The organism is Delftia sp. PX-1, assembly GCF_055797465.1.
The window spans coordinates 322,277-347,869 of the sequence record NZ_CP184763.1 but is presented as its reverse complement, the minus strand read 5'-3'; the positions used below and the strand labels follow the sequence as shown (position 1 = coordinate 347,869).

20 protein-coding genes and 2 pseudogenes are annotated in these 25,593 nt (G+C 65.0%); 9 read left to right on the top strand and 13 right to left on the bottom strand.

Translation table 11 applies throughout. The features are described 5' to 3' along the window. The first annotated feature begins 53 nt into the window (after positions 1-53). On the top strand, positions 54-953 hold the full coding sequence (locus ACN20X_RS01555) for a DMT family transporter (protein WP_473210227.1): 900 nt from the start codon (positions 54-56) through the stop codon (positions 951-953). 27 nt (positions 954-980) lie between these two features. On the opposite strand, the gene ACN20X_RS01550 is transcribed toward ACN20X_RS01555, so the two are convergent. The 10 genes from ACN20X_RS01550 to ACN20X_RS01505 form a co-directional block, all read right to left on the bottom strand. Next, a complete protein-coding gene (locus ACN20X_RS01550; protein ID WP_473210226.1) occupies positions 981-1,499 on the bottom strand; it encodes an AmiS/UreI family transporter in 519 nt (172 codons plus the stop codon). A 310-nt stretch (positions 1,500-1,809) separates the two neighbouring features. Beyond that, positions 1,810-2,676 (bottom strand): ProQ/FinO family protein, encoded by an 867-nt coding sequence (locus ACN20X_RS01545; protein WP_046987537.1) that lies wholly within the window; start codon positions 2,674-2,676, stop codon positions 1,810-1,812. A 73-nt stretch (positions 2,677-2,749) separates the two neighbouring features. After that, on the bottom strand, positions 2,750-4,000 hold the full coding sequence (glcF, locus tag ACN20X_RS01540) for a glycolate oxidase subunit GlcF (RefSeq protein WP_209672766.1): 1,251 nt from the start codon (positions 3,998-4,000) through the stop codon (positions 2,750-2,752). Positions 4,001-4,061: 61 nt separating this feature from the next. After that, positions 4,062-4,844 carry a YoaK family protein gene (locus ACN20X_RS01535; protein WP_016448596.1) on the bottom strand — a complete coding sequence of 261 codons (783 nt, stop codon included), beginning with the start codon at positions 4,842-4,844 and terminating at the stop codon, positions 4,062-4,064. Positions 4,845-4,869: 25 nt separating this feature from the next. Continuing rightward, positions 4,870-6,009: a glycolate oxidase subunit GlcE gene (gene glcE, locus ACN20X_RS01530; RefSeq protein WP_473210225.1), complete on the bottom strand. Its 1,140-nt coding sequence runs from the start codon at positions 6,007-6,009 to the stop codon at positions 4,870-4,872. A gap of 136 nt (positions 6,010-6,145) precedes the next feature. Then, positions 6,146-6,457, bottom strand: coding sequence for a helix-turn-helix domain-containing protein (locus ACN20X_RS01525; RefSeq protein WP_016448598.1), 312 nt, complete (start codon positions 6,455-6,457; stop codon positions 6,146-6,148). Beyond that, on the bottom strand, positions 6,450-6,821 hold the full coding sequence (locus ACN20X_RS01520; protein ID WP_047468107.1) for a type II toxin-antitoxin system RelE/ParE family toxin: 372 nt from the start codon (positions 6,819-6,821) through the stop codon (positions 6,450-6,452). The genes ACN20X_RS01525 and ACN20X_RS01520 overlap by 8 nt, the downstream gene beginning before the upstream one ends. A gap of 197 nt (positions 6,822-7,018) precedes the next feature. Further along, positions 7,019-8,392 carry an ammonium transporter gene (gene amt, locus ACN20X_RS01515; protein WP_026062912.1) on the bottom strand — a complete coding sequence of 458 codons (1,374 nt, stop codon included), beginning with the start codon at positions 8,390-8,392 and terminating at the stop codon, positions 7,019-7,021. 31 nt (positions 8,393-8,423) lie between these two features. Beyond that, positions 8,424-8,762 carry a P-II family nitrogen regulator gene (locus ACN20X_RS01510; protein WP_012202241.1) on the bottom strand — a complete coding sequence of 113 codons (339 nt, stop codon included), beginning with the start codon at positions 8,760-8,762 and terminating at the stop codon, positions 8,424-8,426. Between the two features lie 23 nt (positions 8,763-8,785). Further along, the gene (locus ACN20X_RS01505; RefSeq protein WP_016448601.1) at positions 8,786-9,517 is read right to left on the bottom strand and encodes a TorF family putative porin; all 732 of its coding nucleotides are present in this window, start codon (positions 9,515-9,517) and stop codon (positions 8,786-8,788) included. Between the two features lie 463 nt (positions 9,518-9,980). On the opposite strand from ACN20X_RS01505, the pseudogene ACN20X_RS01500 reads away from it, so the two are divergent. The 6 genes and pseudogenes from ACN20X_RS01500 (at position 9,981) to ACN20X_RS01475 (ending at position 20,025) form a co-directional block, all read left to right on the top strand. Continuing rightward, positions 9,981-12,260, top strand: a pseudogene (locus ACN20X_RS01500) (type VI secretion system Vgr family protein). Between the two features lie 87 nt (positions 12,261-12,347). After that, on the top strand, positions 12,348-16,823 hold the full coding sequence (locus ACN20X_RS01495) for an RHS repeat-associated core domain-containing protein (RefSeq protein ID WP_473210224.1): 4,476 nt from the start codon (positions 12,348-12,350) through the stop codon (positions 16,821-16,823). A gap of 73 nt (positions 16,824-16,896) precedes the next feature. Continuing rightward, positions 16,897-17,145: a hypothetical protein gene (locus tag ACN20X_RS01490; protein WP_128422766.1), complete on the top strand. Its 249-nt coding sequence runs from the start codon at positions 16,897-16,899 to the stop codon at positions 17,143-17,145. Between the two features lie 218 nt (positions 17,146-17,363). Then, positions 17,364-18,389: pseudogene (locus ACN20X_RS01485) on the top strand (RHS repeat-associated core domain-containing protein); the annotation flags it as partial. Further along, complete coding sequence (locus ACN20X_RS01480; protein WP_473210830.1) at positions 18,337-18,864, top strand: hypothetical protein; 528 nt, start codon at positions 18,337-18,339, stop codon at positions 18,862-18,864. The pseudogene ACN20X_RS01485 and the gene ACN20X_RS01480, both read left to right, overlap by 53 nt. A gap of 297 nt (positions 18,865-19,161) precedes the next feature. Then, entirely contained in the window at positions 19,162-20,025 is an 864-nt protein-coding gene (locus ACN20X_RS01475) for a DUF4034 domain-containing protein (RefSeq protein WP_016452093.1), read from the top strand. A gap of 68 nt (positions 20,026-20,093) precedes the next feature. Here ACN20X_RS01475 and ACN20X_RS01470 read toward each other — a convergent pair whose 3' ends face one another. Continuing rightward, a complete protein-coding gene (locus ACN20X_RS01470; protein ID WP_016452094.1) occupies positions 20,094-21,422 on the bottom strand; it encodes a sulfatase family protein in 1,329 nt (442 codons plus the stop codon). A gap of 85 nt (positions 21,423-21,507) precedes the next feature. Next, a complete protein-coding gene (locus ACN20X_RS01465) occupies positions 21,508-22,485 on the bottom strand; it encodes a tripartite tricarboxylate transporter substrate binding protein (protein ID WP_016448605.1) in 978 nt (325 codons plus the stop codon). Positions 22,486-22,587: 102 nt separating this feature from the next. Between ACN20X_RS01465 and ACN20X_RS01460 the strand changes: the two genes are divergently transcribed. Beyond that, positions 22,588-23,103 (top strand): MarR family winged helix-turn-helix transcriptional regulator, encoded by a 516-nt coding sequence (locus ACN20X_RS01460; RefSeq protein ID WP_016452095.1) that lies wholly within the window; start codon positions 22,588-22,590, stop codon positions 23,101-23,103. Between the two features lie 58 nt (positions 23,104-23,161). Beyond that, entirely contained in the window at positions 23,162-24,145 is a 984-nt protein-coding gene (locus tag ACN20X_RS01455; protein WP_016452096.1) for an alpha/beta hydrolase, read from the top strand. Positions 24,146-24,158: 13 nt separating this feature from the next. Here the strand turns inward: ACN20X_RS01455 and aldA are convergent, their stop codons facing one another. Continuing rightward, positions 24,159-25,592 (bottom strand): aldehyde dehydrogenase, encoded by a 1,434-nt coding sequence (aldA, locus tag ACN20X_RS01450; protein ID WP_016452097.1) that lies wholly within the window; start codon positions 25,590-25,592, stop codon positions 24,159-24,161. Position 25,593 lies beyond the last annotated feature (1 nt).

Genomic DNA, 25,593 nt, shown 5'->3' with positions numbered 1-25,593 from the left:
TCCCCACGGCGTCCGGAGCAGGCCTTGCCTGCCCGGGCGTTTTTCATTGCCCCATGCATAGCCCGCTGCCCGTTCTCGCCCTGCTGTTCAACACCCTGGTCTGGGGCCTGGCCTGGTGGCCGTTCCGCGCCATGCACGAGGCTGGCCTGCATCCGCTGTGGGCCACGGCGCTGATGTATGCCCTGGTGCTGGCGGGGCTGGTGGCGCTGCGCCCGGCCAGCCTGCGCCAGGCGCTGCAGTACCCGGCCCTGATCCTGCTGGGCGCCTGCGCGGGCAGCAACAACATCGCCTTCAACTGGGCCGTGACCATTGGCGACGTGGTGCGCGTGGTGCTGCTGTTCTATCTGATGCCCGCATGGTCGGTGCTGCTGGCCTGGAGGCTCCTGGGCGAGCGGCCCACGCCCGCTGCGCTGACGCGGCTGCTGCTGGCCTTCGGCGGGGTGGCGCTGGTGCTGGTGCCCGAGGGCACATTCAGCGGCGGCTCGCCCGGGCTGCTGCGCGGCCTGTCGCTGGCCGACGGCCTGGCACTGTTCGGCGGCTTCACCTTCGCGCTGACCAACGTGCTGCTGCGCCGCCTGCAGGCCGTGCCGGCGCAGGCGCGCATGCTGGCCATGTTCAGCGGCTGCATGGCGATGGGCCTGTTCAGCGCCTTTGCAGGCAGCAGCGTGGGCCTGGTGCCGCCGCTGCCGGCTCCGCAGGCCGGCTGGATGCTGATCGCCGCCGGCCTGGCCGTGCTGCTGATGCTGGGCAACTGGGCGCTGCAGTTCGGCGCCGCGCGCCTGCCGGCCGGCGTGACGGCCGTGGTCATGCTGGCCGAAGTGGTGTTCGCCAGCGTCTCCTCGGTGCTGATTGCAGGCGAGGTGCTGACGCCGCGCACGCTGCTGGGCGGTGCCTGCATCATCGCGGCCGCGCTGCTGTCTGCGCTGGCGCATGCACGACGGCATGGGGCTTGACGCCCTGCCCGCACCAACGCTGCGCAATCAGCACGTGAGCTGCCCGGCCAGCAGCAGGTAGCCCGGCAGCCAGCCCGTGAGCACGCCCTGCGCAATGCACAGCGTGCCCGTCATGCGGCCGATGTTGCGGCCCAGGGCCAGCAGCATGAAGAACATGGCCCACAGCACGGCCCAGGCCGCCCAGTTGGCGGCCATCCACCAGTCGATGGCAGTGCGGGCGCCGATCAGCGAATCGATGGCCACCGGCACGGCCGTGATCGCCACGAAGAGGCTGAACCAGCCCAGGCCCCGGCCATCGGCCCCCGTGAAGCGGTTGATGGCCACCCACAGGTAGGTGAAGGCGAACAGCAGGGTGAGCGCGCCGGTCTTGACAGAGGCCGCATCAGGCTCGGGCCCGAAGGCCGAGGCCAGGCCGATGATCAGCGAGACCAGGCCCGCGAACACGTTGATGACCCAGATCTCCCGGTCGGCAATGCGCCCCAGCATCCACAGGCCATTCAGGCACAGCACGGCGCCCACGTAGAACAACGACAAACCCAGCCACATCGCAAGTCTCCTTTTGCTTTTTTGCTTTTGAAGTGCCTTGCGCGCCCTTGCCAGACCACGGGAACGAGCGCGCACGGCAAGGCGCCGCCGCCCCGTGGCCGGGTGCAGCGGCGTCCGTGAAACAGTTCATCCCCGGGCCCGCCCCTGGTGGGCATCTGCGTGCTGGCGGAAGGGTCCGCTGCAGAGATGCCGCCTGTGATCCAGGGCAGGTGCACCGGCGCGGCCCTTGCCAAGCATGCGGCGGTGGAGTGTGCCGGCAGGCGGTGCTACCGGTCTTTGGCGTCGGTCCTTGGTGCCGGTCCTTGGTACCTCAGGCCGCCTGCGTCTGCAGGCGACGGCGGGCGCGTTCCAGCTGCTGCGCCACCTGGCGCGGGTTCATGCCGTACATGTCGGCAAAGCCGGCTTCGGTGGTCTGGCCGCTGGCCTCGAAGGCGCGCAGCAGAGCTTCGTCTCGTGCAGAACGCGCATCGGCTTCGGCCAGGGCCTCGGCCACCAGGGCGTTGGTGGCCTCGTCACGGCCCTGCACGCGCGCCGCATAGTCGTCGCGGGACAGGCCCGAGGCCTCGTAGGCGGCGATGATGCGGTTGCGCAGCTTGGGCGCCAGGTCCTCGGGCGAGCGGTGCTGGCGGCGACGGAAGACTTCGATCAGCGCATGGTGCACATGCTCGGGCGCCATGGGCTCGACCGATTGGCCCTGCAGGTCATGGCGCGCCTGGCCGCTGGCCACCACGGTGAGGTAGCGGCTGGAACGTGTGTGCTGGGACAGGGCCAGCTTGAGCTGGTCGCGGTCGATGGCTTCGGGATGGGCGGCCAGCAGGTCCTCGAAGATGCCGCGCTTGAGCGGCAGGGGCTGCTCGCCGAACAGGTTCGGATGCCATTGGGCCAGTTGCGCCAGCAGCGGATGCTGGGTGCGCACGGGCCTGGAAGCGTTGGCCTCGGCACTGCCGGCCGCGCCGGTTGCGGCGTCGGCGACGGGCTCGGAGGCCTTGCCCTTGTTGCGGCCACGTCCGCCGCGGCGCGAGCGCTTGCGGCCCTGGCCATCGGCGCTGGCGGCAGCCTGCGGCACGGTGCCGGCAGCGGCGTCCGCCGGCAGCGCGGCGTTCTGTTCTTGCGGTTCAGACACGGATTCAGTCATGGCGGAGCACATGGGCTTGGAGAAAACGAAACCCCGCATCATGCCAGCATTGCAAAGGCTTGCGCGGGCATAGTCCCCACGGCGTCGCGCATGCGGCACAGATGCGCGGGTGGCATCAGGCCGGCAGGGCCTCGTCCAGCACCTCGATCCAGTGGCGCACCGGCACGTCCGTTCCGTTTTGCAGGTGGACGATGCAGCCCATGTTGGCCGAGAGGATGGCTGCAGGCCGCCGGGCATCGAAGCCTTCGGTCAGTGCGCCGATCTTGCGGTCGCGCAGCTGGTGCGAGAGTTCGGGCTGCAGCACCGAGTAGGTTCCCGCCGAGCCGCAGCACAGGTGCGACTCGGTGCGCGCCACGCGCAGCTCGAAGCCCAGCCTGGCCAGATGGGTTTCCACGCCACCGCGCAGCTTTTGCCCGTGCTGCAGCGTGCAGGGCGGGTGGTAGGCCATGGGCGCGGCCGGTGCGCGCACCCTGCCGTGCAGGCGCTCGGCCAGCTCGGGCAGGAGCTCAGGCAGCAGCTCGCTCAGGTCGCGCGTGAGGGCGCTGATGCGCGCGGCCTTGTCCGCGTACTGCGCATCGTCCTTGAGCAGGTGGCCGTATTCCTTGACGGTGACTCCGCAGCCCGAGGCGTTCATGACGATGGCCTCCACCGCGCCGCTGTCCACCTGGGGCCACCAGGCGTCGATGTTGGCGCGCATCTGCGCCTTGCCGCCTTCCTGGTCGTTGAGGTGGAATTTCACGGCACCGCAGCAGCCGGCGTTGGGAGCGATCACGGTCTGTATGCCGGCCGCATCCAGCACGCGCGCCGTGGCGTAGTTGATGCGCGGCATCATCGCGGGCTGCACGCAGCCGGCCAGCAGCAGCACCTTGCGCGCATGCTCGCGCACGGGCCAGCGGCCCGCGTCCTGCGGCTGGGGCACTTTCTCGGCCAGGACTTCGGGCAGCAGGCCGCGCACGGCCTGTCCCAGCTTCAGGGCCGGGGCGAACAGCGGCGAGTTCAGCCCCTCCTTGAGCGCCCAGCGCCTGGCGCGCTCGCCGAAGGGGCGCGGCACCTGTTCCTCGACGATCTTGCGGCCTATGTCCACCAGGTGGCCGTACTGCACGCCACTGGGGCAGGTGCTTTCGCAGTTGCGGCAGGTCAGGCAGCGGTCCAGATGCTGCTGGGTGGCGCGCGTGGGGGTCTCGCCCTCCAGCACCTGCTTGATCAGGTAGATGCGGCCACGCGGCCCGTCCAGCTCGTCGCCCAGCAATTGGTAGGTCGGGCAGGTGGCCGTGCAAAAGCCGCAGTGCACGCACTTGCGCAAAATGGCTTCGGCCTCCTGGCCCTCGGGCGTGGCGCGGTACTGGGGTGCGAGTTGGGTCTGCATGGTGGGGCTCTTGTTGTATGGGTATCGGGGAACGGTCAGGCACGGCAGCCGGACACGGCGGTCATGCGCGAGGCGCGGCTCGCCGGCCCAGCAGCAGGGGCAACCGCGCACGGTCGGCCCACAGCGGCGGCAGGGACAGCAGGCACAGCACCACGGCCAGCGGCACGACGAAGACGAAGCCCAGGTGCCTGAAACCCAGCGCGCCCGCAATGCCGCCCAGCAGGAACATGGACAGCAGCCCTGCGAACAGCCGCAGCCGCACATGGTTGGCGTGGACCCGGTGCTCGGGCGGGCTGCCATGGCGGTTCCAGTAGAGGGCTCGACCCAGCTCCATGCCCAGGTCGGTGATCACGCCCGTCATGTGTGTGGTGCGGATCTGCGAGGACGACATCTTGGTCACCGTGGCGTTCTGCAATCCCATGATGAAGGACAGCAGCAGCACGGCCAGCGGCACGGCGAACGGCGTGGGCCAGGCCAGCATGGCCGCGCCCAGCAAGCCGAAGAGCAGCATCAGCGCGGCTTCCAGCAGCAGCGGCAGCGCATAGCTGCTGCGCAGCCGGTGGTGGCGCGCCCAGTTGACCAGCAGCGACGTCGCGGCCGCGCCGCACAGAAAGGCCAGCAGCGCGCCGCAGGCACTGAGCACCAGAGCCGTATTGCCCAGCACCAGGTTGTCGGCCAGCAGCGAGACAAAGCCCGTCATGTGCGAGGTATAGGAGTGCACCAGCAAAAAGCCGCCCGCATTCACCGCACCCGCGTTGAAGGCCAGCAACAGGCCCAGCGTGCGGTTGCTGGCCACCGTGCGGTGCCGGTCCGTGAGCAGGTGCAGGTGGTGGCGCATGCGCATGGGCGGAGCCAGGCGTTGGCCCGGCCTACCAGGCGGCGGCCAGCCGGCCGCGGTTGAAGATGCCCGCAGGATCGAAGGCCTGCTTGAGCCGTGCATGCAGCGCGGCCGTGGCATCGGCCGCCTGGGCGTCGAAATCGGGTTCGGCGCTGGGCTGGTCTGCGGCCTCGGCGCGGAACAAGGTGGCCGATCCGCCCGCTGCTTTTGCCAGCGTGCGCAGCGCATGGCCCAGCGCACGCGGCGCCTGTACCCAGCGCAATGCGCCGTGCCATTCGATCAGGGGCCCCGTGCAGCCGTCAGGCAGCGCAAGCACCGGCGCCGTCTGCGGCACGGACAGGCGCCACAGCGCATGGCCCGGTGCGCGTGCGGTGAACCAGGGCAGCTGGTGCTCCCGGCAGGCCTGCCAGTCGGCCGCAGCGCTGTGCATGCGCTCGCCCCCCAGGCGCCCGCAGGCCGCCTGCACGGCGGCACGCGCACCACGCAGGCGCAGGTACAGCACGCCCTGGGCCGCGCTGTCTTCCTGCAGCCAGCAGCTGGCATTGAGCGGCAGCGGCTGGCCGCCCCAGGCATTGAGCCAGTCCAGCGCCTGCTGCTGCGTGCATTCGAAGCGCAGCGTGGCCTCGGCAGGCGCCACGGGCAGCACCTTGAGGCTGACCTCGGTGATCAGGCCCAGCGTGCCCCAGGAGCCAGCCATCAGCCGCGAGACGTCGTAGCCCGCCACGTTCTTCATGACCTGGCCGCCATAGCGCAGCAGCTCGCCCTGGCCGTTGATCATCTCCAGCCCCAGCATGAAGTCGCGCACGGCACCCACGCTGGCGCGCGAGGGGCCCGACAGGCCGGAGGCCACCATGCCGCCCACGGTGGCGCGGCCATCCGCTCCCTCGAAATGCGGAGGCTCGAAGGCCAGGCACTGGCCCTGTGCGGCCAGCAGGGCCTCGACCTCGGCCAGCGGCGTGCCGGCGCGTACGGTCACGACCAGCTCGCTGGGCTCATAGCTGACCACGCCGGCCAGCGCCCGCGTGTCCAGCAGCTCGCCCTGCAAGGCCAGACCGTGAAAATCCTTGGTGCCGCCGCCGCGTATGCGCAGCGGCGTGGCGTCGGCCGCCGCGGCGCGCACGCGCTCGGCGATCTGGATGAGTTGGCTTTGGGCTGAATCCATGGCCTGCATGGTAGCGGCTGGGCCCTTTTGCGCCTCGGTGCGGGCCCGTGAATTTTTTGAACGGCGCGCTTGAAGTTCTGCGGGCGGCGCAAAACACCCGGGACGAAAAGGCAAAGGCGCAAGTCGAATCAGCCGCCTGCGGCCTTCATCGTGCCGGCTCGAAAGGATGGACCTGGATGTCGGCGTCGGGAAAGGAGGCCACCAGCTTCAGCTCGCCGCCCAGGGCCTTGACGTACTCGCGCAGCGTGCTCACGTACATGTCCTCGCGGCGCTCCAGCTTGGAGACGGCAGCCTGCTCCACGCTCATGGCCCTGGCCACTTCGACCTGGGTCACGTTGCGGGCCTTGCGCAGCTCCTGCAACTGCATTTCCACAAGCATGGCCTCGGCCCGTGCCGCAGCACGGGACTGTGCCTCGGGCGACATGCCGGCGCGCAGTTCGTTGAATTTCCTAGCCATGGATCTGTCCTTCTCTTTTCAGGGTCTCGATGTGCGTGTCGTACAAGCGGTCGGCGATGGGTACATGCACCTCATACCAGCGGCCATCGCCCGTCTTGTCGCCGCCGATCAGCAAGATGGCACAGCGGCGCGGATCGAATGCGTACAGCAGCCGATAGGGCCGGCCTTCGTGCTGCACGCGAAGCTCGCGCATGTGCGGGTGCCTTGAACGCTCGATGCCGGACGTATGGGGATATCCGAGATTCGGCCCTCTTGCCTCCAGCAACCGAACCGATGCATCGATGGACTCCTGCTCGGCCTGCGTCAGATCGGCCCACCAGATGCCAAGCTCGTCGGTGTACTCCACCTCCCAGGGTTGGGTCATTATTCCCTCCAGAATATATTCCGTCAATGGAATATAGGCCAAAGATCCGTCTTATAACGGAGCTCACCATAAGGCGGTTGGCGTGCAGCAGGCCTCCTGATTTCCTCAGCTGCTGAAGGGCGTTTGCGGCGCGGCAATGAAAAAAGGCCCCGGTGCAAGCACCGAGGCCAATCCGCAATGAACTCCCTGTAAACCGATCAGCGGTAGTACGCCACCTCGCCGTGCGTGGTGATGTCCAGGCCCTGGCGCTCGGACTCTTCGCTGACGCGCAGGCCGACGACCAAGTCGCAGATCTTGTAGGAGATGCCAGCCACCACACCGGACCAGACGATGGTCAGCAGCACGCTCTTGACCTGCACCCACACTTGATGGCCCATGTTGAAGTTTGCCGGCTCGATGCCGCCCAGGCTGGAGGCGCAGAACACGCCGGTCAGGATGGCGCCCAGGATGCCGCCCACGCCGTGCACGCCGAACACGTCGCAGACGTCATCGACCTTGAGCAGCTTCTTCAGGCCGGACACACCCCACAGGCAGACGGGACCGGCAATCAGGCCCATGACGATGGCGCCCATGGGGCCCACGAGGCCGGCCGCCGGGGTGATGACCACCAGGCCGCCCACGGCGCCCGAGGCGGCACCCAGCATCGAGGCCTTGCCCTTGTGCAGGGCTTCAGCGGCCAGCCAGGAGATGGTGGCGGCGCCCGTGGCGACGATGGTGTTGATGAAGGCCAGGCCGGCGATGCCGTTGGCAGCACCTGCCGAGCCGGCGTTGAAGCCGAACCAGCCCACCCACAGCAGCGAGGCACCGACCATGGTCAGCGTCAGGCTGTGCGGAGGCAGGGCCTCACGGCCGAAGCCGATGCGCTTGCCCAGCATGTAGGAACCCACCAGTCCGGCGATACCGGCGTTGATGTGCACCACGGTGCCGCCTGCGAAGTCCAGCGCGCCGTCCTTGCCCAGCAGGCCGCCGCCCCAGACCATGTGGGCCATGGGGATGTAGCTGAAGGTGAACCACAGCACCGAGAACAGGATCACGGCAGAGAACTTGATGCGCTCGGCGAAGGCGCCGACGATCAGGGCCACGGTGATGGCGGCGAACGTGGACTGGAAGGCCACGAACACGTACTCGGGAATGGTCGGCAGTGCGCCGGCCAGCGTGTCGGGCGCAATGCCCTTGAGGAAGATCTTGCCGAAGCCGCCGAAGAAGTTGCCTTCGCCCGCAAAGGTCAGCGAGTAGCCGTAGACGGCCCACAGCAGCGTGATCAGCGAGAAGATCACGAACACCTGGCACAGCACGGACAGCATGTTCTTGGTGCGCACCAGGCCGCCGTAGAACAGTGCCAGGCCCGGGATCACCATCAGGATCACCAGCATGGTCGAGGTCAGCATCCAGGCCGTGTCACCGGCGCTGAGCGCGGGGGCCGGCGCCTCGGCTGCGGCCGCGGCGGCGGGGGCTGCCGCAGCGGCCGCATCGGCAACGGCTGCAGCAGCGGCGGGCTCCTGTGCCAGGGCGGCGGCGCCTGCGGCCAGCAGGCCCAGCCCCAGGCCCATGGAAAGAAGTCGTTTGGTCATGGCAGTCTTTCGGGAAACGTGGGGTTGAAACTCACAGTGCGCTGTCGCCGGTCTCGCCGGTACGGATGCGGACGGCCTGCTCGATGGGCAGCACGAAGATCTTGCCGTCACCGATCTTGCCGGTGCGCGCAGCGGCCTCGATGGCATCGATCACCTGGTCCACCAGCGCGTCGGGCACGGCGGCCTCCAGGCGCAGCTTGGGCAGGAAATCGACCACGTATTCCGCGCCGCGGTACAGCTCGGTATGGCCCTTTTGGCGGCCGAAGCCCTTGACTTCGGTCACGGTGATGCCCTGCACGCCGATGTCGGAGAGCGCCTCGCGCACCTCGTCCAGCTTGAAGGGCTTGATGATGGCGGTCACCAGTTTCATGATGCTTAGCTCCTCAGGTCCGGTTACAGGGTCTTGGTCAGCGTCACGATCAGGCGGGCCTTGTTGACGTCACCAAAGTAAGACTTCTTGTTCGCACCCGTGACGGCCGCGCCCAGCGACACGCCGTCGCCGAAATCGTAGGCACCGCCCACGCTGTAGTCCATATAGTTGGGCACGCCCAGGCCCTTGATGTCGCTGGCAAAGCGCGTAAAGCCCAGCGAGGCCTTCACGGTCACCTTGGGCATGACTTCCTTGCTGAAGCCCAGCCACAGGTAGCCGGTATTGCGGCCCGACAGGCCCGAGCCGGCTTTCTCGCCCGCCCAGCCGAAGTAGTCCTTGGATACGGTGTGCGAATACTTGGCCGTGAACGGGCCGTACGTGGCCGCGCCATACAGCTCGGTGGTGTTGCCGCTGGAGTTGCCCGAGTACAGGTATTGCAGGGCCCCGAAGTCCAGGTCCACCTCGCCGGCCTTGAACTTGTAGCCACCGTAGAAGTCGGTTTCCAGGGAGTTGCCCGGCAGCCAGTCCACGCTGGAGTTCCAGTTGCCGATGTACCAGCCGCTGTCGCCGAAGGTGTAGTCGAAGCCGCCTTGCAGGGCAGGCTTGACGGCCTTGTTGCGTCCCGTGTCCTGGTCCTGTCCGCGGAACTTGTAGTTCGTCGTCAGGGACACATTGGCCGTGAGCTGGGCGTGGGCCCAGAGCGGAGCGATGGCGACACAGGCGATGGCGAGCGACTTGAGGCTGGCACGGGACATGGGATCCTCCGGTTTGAAAAATTTCGTGACAACCGGGTTAAGCACGGACCGTGCCAGTCTTTTCTGCCGGGTGGGGCGCCTTCCGGCCCACCAATGCAGCACCGCAGCATCCTCCCATGCACCGGCTTTGTGCAGAAGTTCTGCACCGTTACGGTGATAGCGGTCGCTCACATGGCATCTCACCAAAAATGCACCAAAAAAGTGCAAATGCTTTCATGCCCAGTACAGCACATTCCCAGGTCGCCTGCCACAGCACATGATCAGCCAAGTCTGGATTACCTGATTTTGGAACATGCCTGATTGGATAGCCTGCCATTCAAATACATGCCTGTATCCAAGATGGGAAATTGCTTACATTTACAGGATGTATCTGACCCTGCATTTGATTGCCCTATAGCCATCGGCTTGTCTATGATCCCCGCTCACCAAGAGACGGGAGGCCGCCCCCAGGGCGGTTCATACAATGACACGCCGAGTCACCATCCATACGCCATTGGGCGATGAACTGCATTTCCGTGAATTGCGCGGCCAGGAAAACATCAGCCAGCTTTTCAGCCTCGATGTGGAAATGCTCAGCGAAAACGAAAGCATCGATCCCAAGGCCCTATTGGGCAAAAACGCCACCATAGAAATAGAAACCCAGGGCGGCGGCAGGCGCTTCATCGACGGCATCGTCACCCGCTTCGGCATGCAGGGCCAGGACCATCGCCACTAAGCCTACAAGGCGCGCCTGAGCCCCTGGCTGTGGCTGGCCACGCGCAAGAGCGACTTTCGCATCTTCCAGAACCTCAACGTGCCCGACATCATCGAGCAGGTATTGGGCGTCTATGGCCATCCAATGCAAAGGAAACTCACGCGCGCCTATCGCAGTTGGGATTACTGCGTGCAATACAACGAAAGCGATTGCGACTTCGTCTCGCGATTGATGGAACACGAAGGCATCTACTATTTCTTCGAGCACGCATCGGGCCAGCACACCCTGGTGCTGTGCGACGACATCATTGCCTCGCATGGCGCATTGCCCGGTGGTGAATCCATTCCCTTCTATCCCCCGGAAAAAGCCGCCGCAGGCGATCAGGAAAACATCCACGCCTGGCAGTTGGAGCAGGAAATCAAGCCGGGCCGCCATTACATCGACGACTACGACTTCAAAAAGCCCCGGGCCGAACTGTCCCACATGCGCCGCGATCCACCGGGCCATGCGCACGACGGCCATGAAACCTACGAATGGCCGGGCGGCTACACGGAGTACGGCGATGGAGATGCCTACATCCGCGTGCGCCTGAAGCAAGGCCTCACGGGCCACAGCCGGGTGCGGGGCCAGTCCTGCCACCGGGCGCTGGCCACGGGCTACACCTTCAGCCTCTACAACTACCCGCGTGGTGACCAGAACCGGCAGTACCTGATCACCGGCCTGAGCTACCACCTCAAGGAGAACCCCCGCGTCAGCGCTGTGGCCCCGGGCGCCAAGGGCAGCGCCGCCGAAGACGGCTCCTTCCAGCGCTACGAACTGCAGGCCCAGCCCACCAGCCTGGCCTTCACGCCGCCGCGCACCACGCCCAAGCCGCGCACCACGGGCCCGCAGACCGCCGTCGTCGTGGGTCCGGCCGGAGAAGAAATCTGGACCGACGAATACGGCCGCATCAAGGTGCAGTTCCACTGGGACCGGCTGGGCAGCAAGGACCAGAACTCCAGCTGCTGGATCCGCGTGGCCACCAACTGGGCAGGACCAGGCTTTGGCGCCATCTCCATCCCGCGCATAGGGCACGAGGTGGTGGTGGACTTCCTCAACGGCGACCCGGACTATCCCATCGTCACGGGCTGCGTCTACAACGCGGCCAACATGCCGCCCTGGGCGCTGCCGGCCAACGCCACGCAATCGGGCATCAAGACCCGGTCGAGCAAGGGCGGTGCCGCAGGCGCGGGCATGAAGAACGGCCCGGGCGACGCCAACGCCATCCGCTTCGAGGACAAGGCGGGCGCCGAACAGCTGTGGCTGCATGCGCAAAAGGACCAGCTCACCGAAGTCGAGAACGACGAGGACAAATGGGTGGGCAACGACCGGCGCAAGACCATCGACCGGGACGAGACCAGCGTCATCCACCGCGACCGCACCGAGACCGTGGACCGTGACGAGACCATCACCGTGCACAACAACCGCACGGAGCGGGTGGACCATAACGAGAAGATCAGCATCGGCGACAACCGCAATGAAGACGTTGGCATCGACGAGAACATCTCCATCGGCAAGAACCGCAGCAAGACCATCGGCAAGACCGAGACCGACAAGATAGGCCAGAACTGGCACGTCACGGTCGGCCTGCTCAAGACCCAGACCATAGGCATGGCCTACATGCAGAACGTGGGTGGGATGAAGATGATGAACATCGGCGTCAACTACATGGAAAACATCGGCGTGGCCATGCAGACCCATGTGGGCATGAACCAGAGCCTCACCGTGGGGCAGGAGCGCCAGGTCAAGGTCGGCAGCAAGCAAAGCACCGAAGTGGGCTCGCAGTACTCGCTGACCGTGGGCGGTGGTGGCGGCGGCAGCGGTGGGGGCGCAGGCGGAGGTGGCAAGGCCTCCCAGCTCACCATGGATGGACAAAGCATCCAGCTCAATGCCGCCAAGATCCGGCTCGAAGCCCAGCAGGAAATCCTGCTGACCTGCGGCGAAAGCACCATCCGCATCACGCCCGGCGACATCCAGATCCTCTCGCCCATGGACCGGCTCAACTGCTGAGGCCCGCATGTCCTGCAGCCCCTGCATTCCCCGCATCTTCTGCATCCGCCGTCCCGTTCTCTCTCACCTCTCCAGGAGCAGCCTCGCATGAGTGGCCAACCCGCAGCCCGCATCACCGACAGCGTCGTCAAGGGCAAGATCGTCACCGGCTCGCGCACCGTGCTCATCGGCAGCCAGGGGGGCCTGGCCTGCTCCGTCTGCCCGGGCGGCATCACCGTCAGCTCCCCCGTCAACCCCCAGCTGGGCGCCAAGGTCCTGCTGGGCGCACAAGACCTGGACTTTGCCCTGCCCTCGGCTGCGCTGCCCGTGGCCTGGCAGCGTCAATACAGCAGCTACGTCAACCCCGAGCACGGCGCTGCCTGCGGCCTGCTGGGCCATGGCTGGCACCTGCTGCAGGAGCTCAGCATCCGCCTGCAGGAAGAGGCCACCTTGCTGCTGGACGCCAGCGGCCGCGTCATCACCTTCGACCAGCCTCTGGCCCCGGGCGGCCAGCTGCACAGTGCCAGCGAAGACATCTGGCTGCTGCGCGGCGGCAGCCCGGAGCCGGACGGCGGCACAGCGCCCTGGGCTGCGAACCCGCGCTGGTCGCATGTGGAGGCGGCGCTGGCGTGCAATCCCGAGGCCATCCTGGCCTTCAGCAGCGATGGCGACACCCTCTGGGGCTTTGGCCCCCCGCCCGGTGAGTCGGTCGACGGTCCCTGGCGCCTCATGGCCCAGATCGACCGCTTCGGGCGCCGCCAGCTCTACCACTACAGCGACGGCACCACGCCCGAGGCCGGCCACAGTGCGAGCAAGGACCCCATCCCCGCAGGCCGCCTGGTCTCGCTGAGCGACGGCACGGGCCGGCGCTACCGGCTGCTGCACCAGCGCATCCACGGCGGCAAGGACGCGCAGGGCCTGAACGGACTGTGGGGCGCCGACGATGGCTGGCGCCTCATCGGGGTCGACCTCACGCAGGACCCGTTGCATCCCCTGTCCACCCCCATCACGCTCGTGCGCTACGGCTACAGCAGTGCAGGCGATCTCATCACCGTCCACGACCGCGCAGGCCAGCTCGTGCGCGAATTCGAATGGGACCACCACCGCATCAGCGCCCACCGCCATGCCAGCGGACCCTGGCACCGCTACCGCTACGAGAGCGCCCAGCCCGGCGCCCGCGTCATCGAACACAGCAACCAGGAAGGGCTGTCCTACCGCTTCGACTACCTCAGCCAACCGCCGGGCCCGGACGGCCAGCCGCGCGCGGCCACCCGCGTCAGCGACAGCCTGGATCGCATCGAGACCTACTACTTCGAAGGCGCAGCGGGCCTGTCGCGCCTCATCGCCCACCACAAGGCCGACGGCAGCCGCTGGCTGCAGGCCTACGACAGCTTCGGCCGCCTGGCCTCGCGCACCGACCCGCTGGGCCGCAGCGTCCACCTCAGGCGCGACGGCCAGGGCCGGCTCATCGGCGTGCAACTGCCCGATGGGCGCAGCACCCAGCAGGAACACGACGAAGCCACGGGCCGCCTGCTCGCCTCCACCGACCCGGCAGGCGCCACCACCGGCTACCAATACGACGCCTGGGGACGCCTCACCCAGATCACCCAGGCCGACGGCAGCACCGAGCGCTACCACTACCCCGACCCCCAGGAAGCGCCGCTCACCTGCGACAGCCCCCGGCGCATCGAAGACGCCCAGGGCGGCAGCAAACAGCTGGCCTGGAGCGACGCGGGCCAACTGCTCAGCTACACCGACTGCTCGGGCCACAGCACGCACTACCACTACGACCGCTGGGGTGCGCTCATCGAAGTGGGCAACGCCCTGGGCCAGCGCCAACGCCACCAGCGCGACGGCCAGGGCCGCATCGTGGCCAGCGAACTGCCCAACGGCCAGATCGAGCGCTACCACTACGACAGCGCAGGCCATCTCACGCGCATCGAACCGGCCCAGCCCCCGCTCACCCCTCTCATGGGGGCACAAAGCCCTGCTGCACCGGCCGCCGACCCCAGCATCCACCTGCGCTACGACCTCTGGGGCAGGCTGGTCCAGCGAACACATGGCGGCCTCACCCTGGCCTTCGAATACGACAGCGCCGGCCGCCTCACGCGTCTCGTCAACGAAAACGGAGCCCAAAGCCGCTTTGCCTGGGACGCGCTGGACCGGCTCGTGCAGGAAGAAGGGTTTGACCAGCGGCTGCAGCGCTACCGCTGGGATGCGGCAGGCCAGCTCATGGAAGCCACGGACGGCAACGCTGCACGGCAAAGCAGCAGCCACTACCGCTGGGACGAAGGCGGCAGATTGGTCGAACGTCAGCTGCCCGCCACGGCCCATGCGCCGGCCCAGACCCACCGCTACGAATGGGATGCGGCCGGACGCCTCATGGCCGCCAGCGTCTGGCAGCACACCGTCGAGAACACCGCAGAGAACACCATCCAACTGCAAAGCCGCATAGCACTGGAACGCGATGCCCTGGGCCGCATCACCGCAGAAGTGCAGCAGCTGTACCGCCCAGGCAAGGACGGGGGCGGCAACGGGGGCGCAGCGCAGATCGAATACGAACACCGCATCGCCCACACCCTGGATGCGCTGGGCGCACGCCAGCACAGCCAGCTGCAAGGCCTGGGAAAGATCGCCTGGCTCACCTACGGCTCAGGCCATGTGCACGGACTGCAGCTCAACGGCGCCGGCCTCATCGACTTCGAACGCGACGCCCTGCACCGCGAAGTCCGCCGCAGCCTGCACCCACCCACTCCCGCAGCAGATGCAGACGCAGACGCCGACGCACACCACCCCCTGCAGGTGCAACGCCAATGGGACAGCATGGGCCGCCTCACGGCCCTGGGCACCACAGGCCTGCAAAGCACGGAAGGCAGGGAACACCTCGTCCAGCCCCTCATCGGCCAGATCCTTGGCCGCCGCTACCACTACGACAGCCTGGGCCAGCTCGTTGCCATCGAACAGGCCGGCGCCCCGGGCCAGGCCGCACAACTGCTGCGCTACGGCTACGACAGCGCCGGGCGCCTCAGAGCGGCCACCGACAGCCAGCAGCCCCAGACCACCACCCGCTGGCAGATCGACCCTGCGGGCAACCGCCTGCCCGCACCGGGCACACCGGGTCAAGCCAGCCCTCAGGACAGCTGGGCCGCCCAGGTCCACGCCCACTGGCGGCACACCGACTTCAACCTCATGGGCCTGGGCCACCTTGCAGGCCAGCGGCAAGGCCCCGTGCAGCGCTGGGAAGACAACCGCATCGGCTTCAGCGAAGACCGCGTCTGGCGCTACGACCCCTGCGGCAACCGCATCGCGCAAATGCATGCAGACCACAGCCAGCAGCAACTGCACTACGACGGAGCACACCAGCTCATCGCCGTGCGCAGCAGCCAGATCCAGGGCAACGCCGAGCAGTTGCGCCACCACAGCCGCTACACCTACGACGCCCTGGGCAGGCGCCTGAAGCAGCAGGTCGAAAGCGCGGACTCCACCACCCCCACCCGCACCCACTACTACGGCTGGGACGGCGACCGCCTCATCCACACCGAGCGCCTGCAGCACGGCAGCGACACGCGCCACATAGAACACACCATCTACGAGCCCGGCAGCTTCACGCCCCTGGTGCGCCTGAGCACCACGGCCAGCGGCGACCCCCAAGACGAGCCCCACCTGCTGGTGCAAGCCATCGCCGCAGGCCTGCCCGACCAGGACGACCCCAACCACACGCCGGCCCTGGCCCTGATGCAAACCATGCTCGACGCCATGCCGCGCGACATGCAGCAAGACGCGGCCCGCCACCTGCGCCACACCCTGGACCACGGCCTGCCGTCCGGCGCCCAGGCCATGCTGGGCGAACAGGCCGAGGGCACGGCCCGCCTGCTCACCGGCATGCAGACCCAACTGCAGAAACAGGAAAAAGAACAGCACGCCCGCATCGCCATCCACCACTACCACTGCGACCATCTGGGCACGCCCATGGCCCTGACCGACCAACGGGGGCTAGTCACCTGGGCGGCCAAGCTGGACCCTTGGGGCAATGTGCTGCAGGAGTACAACCCGCAAGGCATCCACCAGGCGATCCGGCTGCCAGGGCAGCACCATGACAGGGAAACGGGGCTGTATTACAACCGGCATCGGTATTACGATCCGGTGGTGGGGAGTTATGTGAATCAGGATCCGATTGGTTGGTTAGGCGGAACTAATCATTTCAATTACCCTGAAAATCCATTGAATTGGATAGATCCGATGGGATTACGCTCAATTGGTCCCCCTGCGGCGGGAACATACTATCCACGAGGACAAATACCAAGACCTATTCCTCGTAGCGATCTGCCTCGTCGTGCAGCATATGAGGCTGCCGCGAACATGACGCAAACGCCAAATCCGGGGTATCCAGGGGATCCGCTTGATCTTCCATGTGTTGAATGGGATTGTTCTGATAAAAATTCACTTGCTTGCAAATCTGGCGATTCAAAAAAATCCACAGACTTCATTCCCCTGCAAATTCAACTGCAGATCCTCCACAGGGATGCCGCTGCGTATCTGCAGGTAGAGATCCAGCGTATCAAATGCCATTTGATCCAAAAGTAGATCCATTCTCCAATGCTTATGATGTTAAAGATAATTGGAAGAAAGGGTTAGGGATTTTTAGACTGGGAAGATAATGAAAAAATTACTTTTCTTAATTGGTTGTTTCTTTATTGTTGTTACACTTGGATTGCCCGATGGAGTCAATATTCATACAGGTGTAAAATCGTCTCCATTCTATTTTATTTATTGGTTGGCGTTTCCGATTTTAGATTTTTTTGGAGAATGTGGTGGTATATTTTTGGGTGTGGTATTTATTATTTTTGCTATTTTTCCAAAAAATAAAAAAAATAAGTTACAGAAGGATGGAAATAAAAATAAATGAATGCGTTATATCGGATTTTTGGCATGTTTTATTAATTAACGGCTTGCACGAAATTCATAGAAATGCACGGAGTACGCACCCCATCCAGCGTGTCGACACAAACTAAAGATCAGTGGCGAAAAAGCTAATGAGAAATGTCTTCTCGTACAGCCCTCACAGCCCAAATCGCTACACATTCGACAGCAACAATCACAGCCTGCACCAAGCGGAACACCTGGAACACAATGGCCAGCGGCGATCCCCAAGACGAGCCTCACCTGCCGGGGCAAGCCATGACTGCGGGCATGCCGCAGGATAGCGACGACGACCACTAGGCACCAGCCCTGGCCCTCATGCAAACCACCCTCAGCGACGTGCCGAGGGACATGCAGCAAGAGGCCGCCCGCCACCTGCGCCACACCCTGGAGCACAGCCTGCAGCCCAGCGTCCAGGCGATCCTGGGCGAAGAGGCCGAGGGCACCACACGCCTACTGAGCGGCATGCAGGCAAAACTGCAGGAACAGGAGCGGCAACAGCGCATCGCCATCTCACTACCACTGCGACCAACTGGGCACGCCAATGGTCCTGACGGACCAGACCGGCCAAGTGGCCTGGGTAGCAAGCTGGATCCCTGGGGCAATGTGCTGCAGGAGTACAACCCGCAAGGCATCCTCCAGGCGATCCGGCTGCCAGGGCAGCACCATGACAGGGAAACGGGGCTGTATTACAACCGGCATCGGTATTACGATCCGGTGGTGGGGAGCTATATCAATCAGGATCCGATTGGGTTAGCGGGGGGATCTCATAATACTTCATACCCAAAATCACCAACTATCGCTATGGACCCTCTCGGTCTTTTTGATATTGCAGGAGGCGCTTTAGATTTGTGGGGTGTTGTTTCCGGAAGGAAATCCGCAAAAAAGAGATCGTGTAAATGTGATGCAATTTTAAAGAGAAAGCAGGCATATGAAGAGTTGGTAGCAAAACTCTCGCGAGGTACCCCGATGAGTGAATGGGATAACGAGGCACTAAGATATTTAGACAAACAAAGAAAAATAGATGCACTCACGGCCGCAGAGATCGGGTTTGAGTTTGGCTCAGACGCATTGATCGCTGCGGGAACTTCTGGTGGATTATCGGGAGCGAAAGCTGTTGCCGCGGAATACGGCGCAATGGTTAGCGCCACACCCAAAGGTTATGACAATTCAGCTCATGCAGCAGGGCGAGGGAATTGGACCATTTCAACATCTGATGAATGTGAATAAAATGAAAAAATATATTGCTGGTATTTTGCTGACTTCTTTCACGGTCACGGGTGCTATATATTTCTTTTACTCAAATACCAAAACCTCCGAATTCTGCATACCCAATAGCAAAAAATGCATAACCGTAAAAGGCAAATGGACTCTGCCTACTCAATTCGCAGGCAAAGAATCACTACTTATTGTGAGCACACCATTTTTCAGCAAAAAGAATAGAAAAACTCTCGATATATATTTTCCTGCAGGAGAATTTGGCGGGCTTCTTGAAAGAAAAGACGCATTGATTGACTACAAATCCTATGACTGGGGAAGAGTTATGCAGTTCAATTTAAAAAACGAAGCCGTAAAAAATTTTAATTCAAGCGGCTTCTTTGAAGGAAAATTTTATGTGAAAGACAAACACGTAGTATTATCGTGCAACAACAATAACTGCTTGAACGATATAGTCTCTATTCACAATCCGAAATTGACAAAATAATTAATCAGCCTGCCTTCACTGAACAAGCCCCAAGCATTCCAGGATGAACATGCCAATGCCGCATGAACCTCAGTCATACAGTTGCCCAGCAAAAACTGCTTATCCATAACATACGCAATTGAATTTCTGAATAATTTATTTACCATGCTGGTCGATAATTAATCGCATGGAGCCTGATGCTCACCATTCGATGCCGAATTTATCTTGATGGATATATTGTCTTGAGAAAGACAAATATATCTAACATTGATTTTGAAAATTTTTGAATAACACATTCCATTTCCAAGAGGGACGCACATGGCCTCCAACCCCACCCAAACCCTGATCCGCATCCTGCTCGCCACCCTGTCTCTCTCCGCAGCCACTGCCACCTATGCCGCGCAGTGCCCGCTGATTCCCGATGGCAATGCCACTCTGGAAGAGTCCGAGAGGGCTGCACTGCTCAGCGAGTTCAAGTTCGAGGCGCTGGACAAGGAACTGGCCCGCAAGCACAAGAAGAATCTTTCTTCCTCGGGCGGGGACTTGTTGACCATGCGGGATCTGCTGGGACTGCAGCAACTGAGCCTGCAGGAAGAGAACGTGATGCGCATGTGGGCGGATCAGCAGCCCAAGTCGTTCTTTGCCCAGCTCAATGCGGGCCTCTATTACGGCAACAAGGCATTTGGCGCGCGTGGTGAGGCGCCGGCTTCCAGCGTGACGGGCAGCCAGTGGAACAGTGTCAAGCAGCTCAGCGCGAAGGCCCAGCCGTATCTGCAAAAGGCCATGGCGCTGGATGCCCGCTCGGCCTTGCCGCAGACGATGCTGATTGGATTGGCCGCGATGGAAAACCAGGTGGGTGGACGTACTGCGGCGCAGTGGCTGCAGGCGGCCGATCAGGCCGATCCCAAGAACCTGGCGGCCCGCGTCAATGCCCTCAACTACCTGAGCCCGCGCTGGGGCGGGTCCTTGGAGGGCCTGGACCAAATGGTGTCACAGGCCGTGAAGTCGCTGCCATCGGCCAGCGCCGGCTATCTCCAATACAACCTGGTGCTTGCCAAGGCCAGCCATTACGAAGTCGTCGACAAGGACAAGAGCAAGGCCCAGGCACTCTACAAACAGGCCAAGGACATGTGCGACAACTCGGAGGCCGCACGGGCGGGCATGGTCAGGACGTACCAGTAATCAGGAAACAAGGCAGGCCCAAAGGCCTGCCTTGTTTTATCGCCCACAGCCTGCGGGCACACACACCCTCAAAACGTCGCCGAAGGCAGATCCTGCCGACTGAACACCAGCGACACCTTGGCTTCTTCCGGAATGGGCGGCAGTGAAGCATCCCATTGCTGCCAGGCCGCGCGTAGCTCGGCCAGGCGCTGGGGCTCGCGGTCGCGCAGGTTGGCGCGTTCGCGCGGGTCCTGGGCCACGTTGAACAGGTATTCCACGCCTTCGATCTGCAGGTATTTCCAGTCGCCGCGCACCAGGGCGCGCTGGGCGCGGTGCTTCATGCGCCAGCACAGGTCGCGCTCGGGGTTCCAGGTACCGTCTTCCATCAGGGGCAGCAGGCTGACGCCGTCCAGCGGGTAGTCGGCGTGGCCGTCCACGCCCGCGGCGGCCAGGAAGGTGGCCGACCAGTCCATGGTCAGGTTGGGCGTGTCGCTGACGGCGCCTGCCGGCATGCGCTCGGGCCAGCGCGCCACCAGGGGCACACGGATGCCGCCTTCGAGCAGGTCCATCTTCTGGCCGATGAAGGGCCAGTTGTTGGAGAAACGTTCGCCGCCGTTGTCGCTGGTGAAGACGATGAGCGTGTTCTCGGCCATGCCCTTTTTCTCGAGCGCATCCAGCACCCAGCCAATGCCTTCGTCCATGTGGTGGATCATGCGCTGGTAGGTCTCGATGGTGCCGCCGTCGGTGTGCTTGCCGAAGCCGCCGATGCGCCGCGATTCCGCCAGGTCGTCGCGCGTGAGCCAGGGCCAGTGCGGGGCGCTGTAGTGCAGGGACAGGTAGAAGGGCTTGTCGGCCGTCTGGCGCTCGACGAAGTCCACGGCGCGGCGGCTAAGCAGGTCGGTGAGGTAGCCCTCTTCCTCGTGCGGCTCCTCGTTGATCCAGAAGTCGGGGCGGCCGCGCGGGTCGCAGTGGGCGAAGTAGTCGGCGCCGCCTGCGTGAAAGCCGTAGAACTCCTCGTAGCCCGACATGCGCGGGCCGAAATGCGGCGGGTAGCCCAGGTGCCATTTGCCGACCAGGGCGGTGGCGTAGCCGGCGTCGCGCAGCAGCGAGGCCACGGTGGGATGGTCGGGCGGCAGGCCCAGCACCTTGTCGCCGTGGACGCTGGCGATCGGCTCCTCGGCCGCGCCGCGCAGGCGGTACTGCCAGCGGCCCGTGGCCAGGGCAAAGCGTGTGGGCGAGCACACGGCCGAGTTGGAATAGCCGCGCGTGAAGCGCATGCCCTGCGCGGCCATGGCGTCCAGGCGAGGCGAGACATCGGTGGCGCGGCTGTGCGCATCGCGCGCGCCCGTGCAGCCGAGGTCGGCATAGCCGAGGTCATCGGCCAGGATGAAGATCAGATTGGGGCGCTGGGTTGCCATGGGAGCCAGAAGACAGTGGATGCGTTGGGAAAGGGAGTATCGCCAAAACGGCGATGCCTCAGGGCCACAGGCCCTGGTGGCGGCTTCAGTCGTTGGTCAGGTGGATGCGCTTGACCAGGGCGGCCCACTGCGCGGACTGTCCCTTGGCACGCGCCTGGGCCTCGGCCACGGTGGAGCCGACCATCTCGATGTCCAGGGCCTTGGCGCGTTCCTTTTGCTCGGGTGCGCGGATGGCCTCGTTCATGGCGTCGACAAAGCGCTTTTGCACGGCAGGCGGCACGCCCTTGGGTGCGGCCAGCAGGATCCAGAAGGTGCCGTCGAACTCGGGAAAGCCCGACTCGGCAATGGTCGGCAGCTCGGGCGCCAACGCCGAGCGCGTCTTGCCCGAGGTGGCCAGGGCGATCAGCTTGCCGCTCTGGACCTGGGGCAAGACCGTGGGGCCGGCCAGGAAGCCGCAGTCCACCTGGCCGCCCAGCAGGTCCTGCATGGCCGGCGCGGGGCCCTTGTAGGGCACATGGACCATCTTGGCGCCCGAGGTGGCCAGCAGCGATTCCATGACCAGGTGGCCCGGCGAGCCCGCGCCGCCCGAGGCATAGGTCAGCTCGCGCGTCTTGCTGGCGGCCACCATGTCCTTGACGGACTTGAAGCCCGTGCCCGGGCCGCAGACCAGGGTCTGCGAGAAGCGCGCGGCCACGACCAGGGTTTCCAGCGCGTCGGCCTTGTAGCCCATGTTCTTGTAGACATGGGGGTTGACGGTGAGCACGGGGTCCATGGCCCACAGCCAAGTGTAGCCATCGGGCGCGGAGCGCGCGACCTCGGCCGCGCCGATGTTGCCGTTGGCGCCCGGCTTGTTGTCCACGACCACGGCCTGGCCCAGCGCCGCCTGCATGGCGGCGGCCACGGGGCGCAGCGAGATGTCGGACGGGCCGGCCGGCGGATTGGGCACGACGATGCGGATGGGTTTGGCCTTGGGCCATTCCTGGGCCAGGGCGGGCGCCGCGCACAGGCCGGCGGCGACCAAAGCCAGGGCGGCACGCGCCAGGGCTGCGAGGGGGCTGGGCATACTTGTCTCCTTGTCGTTGTCTTGCGGCCAATGTACGCAGGCCGCCGACAATGCATCTAATCCATCATCCCTAGCGTAAACCCGAAACCGGCCCGCGAGTCCATGACCGACCTCCACCGCTGGCGCCACCCCGCCGTGCTCGACGACATGTTCCTCTACCACCTGGCGCGGCTGCAGGCGGCCGCTGGCAGCCGCGTGGTGCGCCTGTGCGAGGGCCGCTACGGCATCACGCGGCGCGAGTGGCGCATGCTCTGCCTGCTGGCCGAGGCCGGGCAGCTGCAGCCCTCGCAGCTGGCCGAGCAGGCGCAGCTGGACCGCACGCGCACCTCGCGCGCGGTCACGGCGCTGCTGGCCAAGGGCCTGGTGTGGAAAGAGAGCCAGGTGGGCGATGCGCGCCGCGCACTGCTGCGCCTGAGCGACACGGGCCGCGCCCTGCATGCCGAGCTGTTCCCGCAGGTGCAGGCCATCAACCGCGAGCTCATGGACGCCGTGCCCGAGCCCGAGCTGCAGGCCATGGCCAGCGCCTTTGCGCGCATCCGCGCCCGGGCGCGGGAGCTGGAGGCCAGCAGCCCGCCGCCCAAGGCGCCGCGCAACCGCAAGCGCACGGCCTCGACCTGACAGGGCCGACAGACAAGCATGCTCCAATGGCACGCAGATCAACTCTGCGGCCTTTCCCATGAAAGCTCTACTCCTCGGCCTGGCGGCCGCCATCTGCGCAAGCACCACCATGGCCGCACCGGCCACGGCCGTCCTTGGCGAAAAGCCGCTGCAGGCAACGGGGCCACTTGACCCACTGCGGGGTGTTCTGCTGATGCCGAGCCAAAGCGCGCCGCCGGTCGTACTGATCGTCCCCGGCTCAGGCCCCACCGACCGCAACGGCAACAGCCCGTTCGGCCTCAAAGCCTCGACCTACCAACTGCTCGCACAGGAACTGGCCACCCAGGGCATTGCCACCGTACGCATCGACAAACGTGGCATGTTCGAAAGCTACAAGGCCGTGGAGGACCCCAATGCCGTGACCATCCAGGCCTATGCCGAAGATGTGCACCACTGGGTGGACGCCATCCGCAGCGAGACCGGTGCCCAATGCGTCTGGGTGCTGGGACACAGTGAAGGTGGACTGGTCGCCCTGGAGGCTGGCCAGGGCCGCTCCGATATCTGCGGACTGATATTGGTAGCAGCTCCTGGTCGCCCAATGGGGCAGACGCTTCGGGAACAGCTCAAGGAAGACCCCGCCAATGCACCGATCCTGGACCAGGCGTTACCGGTCATCGATGCTCTGGAAGCAGGCAGGCGCGTGGATACCCGCCAGATGGACAGGCCGCTCAACACCATGTTCCATGCCAGCGTACAAGGCTTTCTCATCAACACCTTCGCGCTGGACCCCGCTCGCCTGATAGCGGGCTATTCCAAACCCGTGCTCATCATTCAAGGTGAGCGCGACCTGCAGATCAAGCCAAAGGATGCTCAGCGTCTGGCCAAGGCTGCACCGAACGCCAAGCTTGTGCTGTTGCCCGCCACCAACCATGTGCTCAAGAAGGTGGAGACCAACGATCGCGCTGCCAATCTTGCAACCTATGACAAGGAGGGGCTGCCGCTAGTGCCCGGGGTTTCCAGCACCATTGCCCGGTTCATAACGTCAGCCACCGTGAAGCGATAGGCGAGCCGTTGGCTCACCCCTGCAGGTACACCACATGCGTGTGCGTGTACTCGTACAGGCCGTGCTTGCCATCAGCCCCGCCCACGCCGGACTTGCGCACGCCCGCATGGAAGCCCTGCATGGCCTCGAAGTTCTCGCGGTTGATGTAGGTCTCGCCGAAGTCGATCTCGCGCATGGCCTGCATGGCCTTGGACAGGTCACGCGTGTACAGCGACGAGGTCAGGCCGTACTCGCAATCATTGGCCAGGGCGATGGCCTCGTCCAGGTCCTCCACCACCTGGATGGGCAGCACGGGGCCGAAGATTTCCTTGCGCATGATCTCCATGCCGGCATGGCAGCCGGCCAGCACCGTGGGCTGGAAGTGAAAGCCCGCGCCCAGGTCTACGGCCTGCCCGCCCGTGACCAGTTGCGCGCCGTCGGCGATGGCCTGGCGCACCTTGGCCTGTACGCTGTCCAGGCCCTTTTGGTTGATCAGCGGGCCCATTTCCACGTCGGGCCGCGCAATCGGGTCGCCGTAGCGCGTGGCGGCCATGGCCTGGGCGATGCGGGCCGTGAACTCGTCGGCCACCTGGCGCTGCACGTAGACGCGTTCGGCGCAGTTGCAGACCTGGCCGGTGTTGATGATGCGCGAGTCGCGGATGGCGCGCACGGCCAGGTCCAGGTCGGCATCGGCCAGCACGATGGCCGGGGCCTTGCCACCCAGCTCCAGGTTGAGCTTGGTGATGTGGGGCGCGGAGGCTGCGGCGATGCGCTCGCCCGTGGCCACGCTGCCCGTGAAGCTGACCATGTCCACGCCCGCATGCCCGGCCAGCGCAGCGCCCGTGCTGCCCTGGCCATAGACCACGTTAAACACGCCGGCCGGCAGCTCGCACTGGGCCAGCAGCTCGGTGAAGGCGTGGCAGTTGATGGGCGTTTCCTCGCTGGGCTTGATGACGATGGTGTTGCCCGTGAGCAGGGCCGGCGCCATCTTGCGGGCGATCAGGAAGAAGGGGAAGTTCCAGGGCAGGATGCCCGCGACCACGCCCAGCGGCTTGCGCAGCAAAAAGATCTGCTCGTTGGCCCGGTCGCTGGTGATGACTTCGCCCTCGATGCGGCGCGCCCATTCGGCCATGTAGTCCAGATAGTCGGCGGTGAAGTTCACCTCGACCTCGGCCAGGCCCAGGACCTTGCCCTGCTCCTCGGTGATGGTGCGCGCAATGCGCGCGGCGTTGTCGCGGATGCGGGCCGCCACGCGGCGCAGGTACTGCGCGCGCTCCACGGCCGGGCGGCGCGCCCAGGCCTTGTGGGCGCCGCGCGCAGCGGCGATGGCGCGGTCCACATCGGCCTGGCTGGACAGGGGCGCGCGCGCCAGCACCGCGCCCGTGGCGGGGTTGGTCACCTCATGCAGTTCGGCGCTGTCGGTGAAGCTGCCGGCGATGAAATTGCGCAGCACGGGAAGGGATGCCATG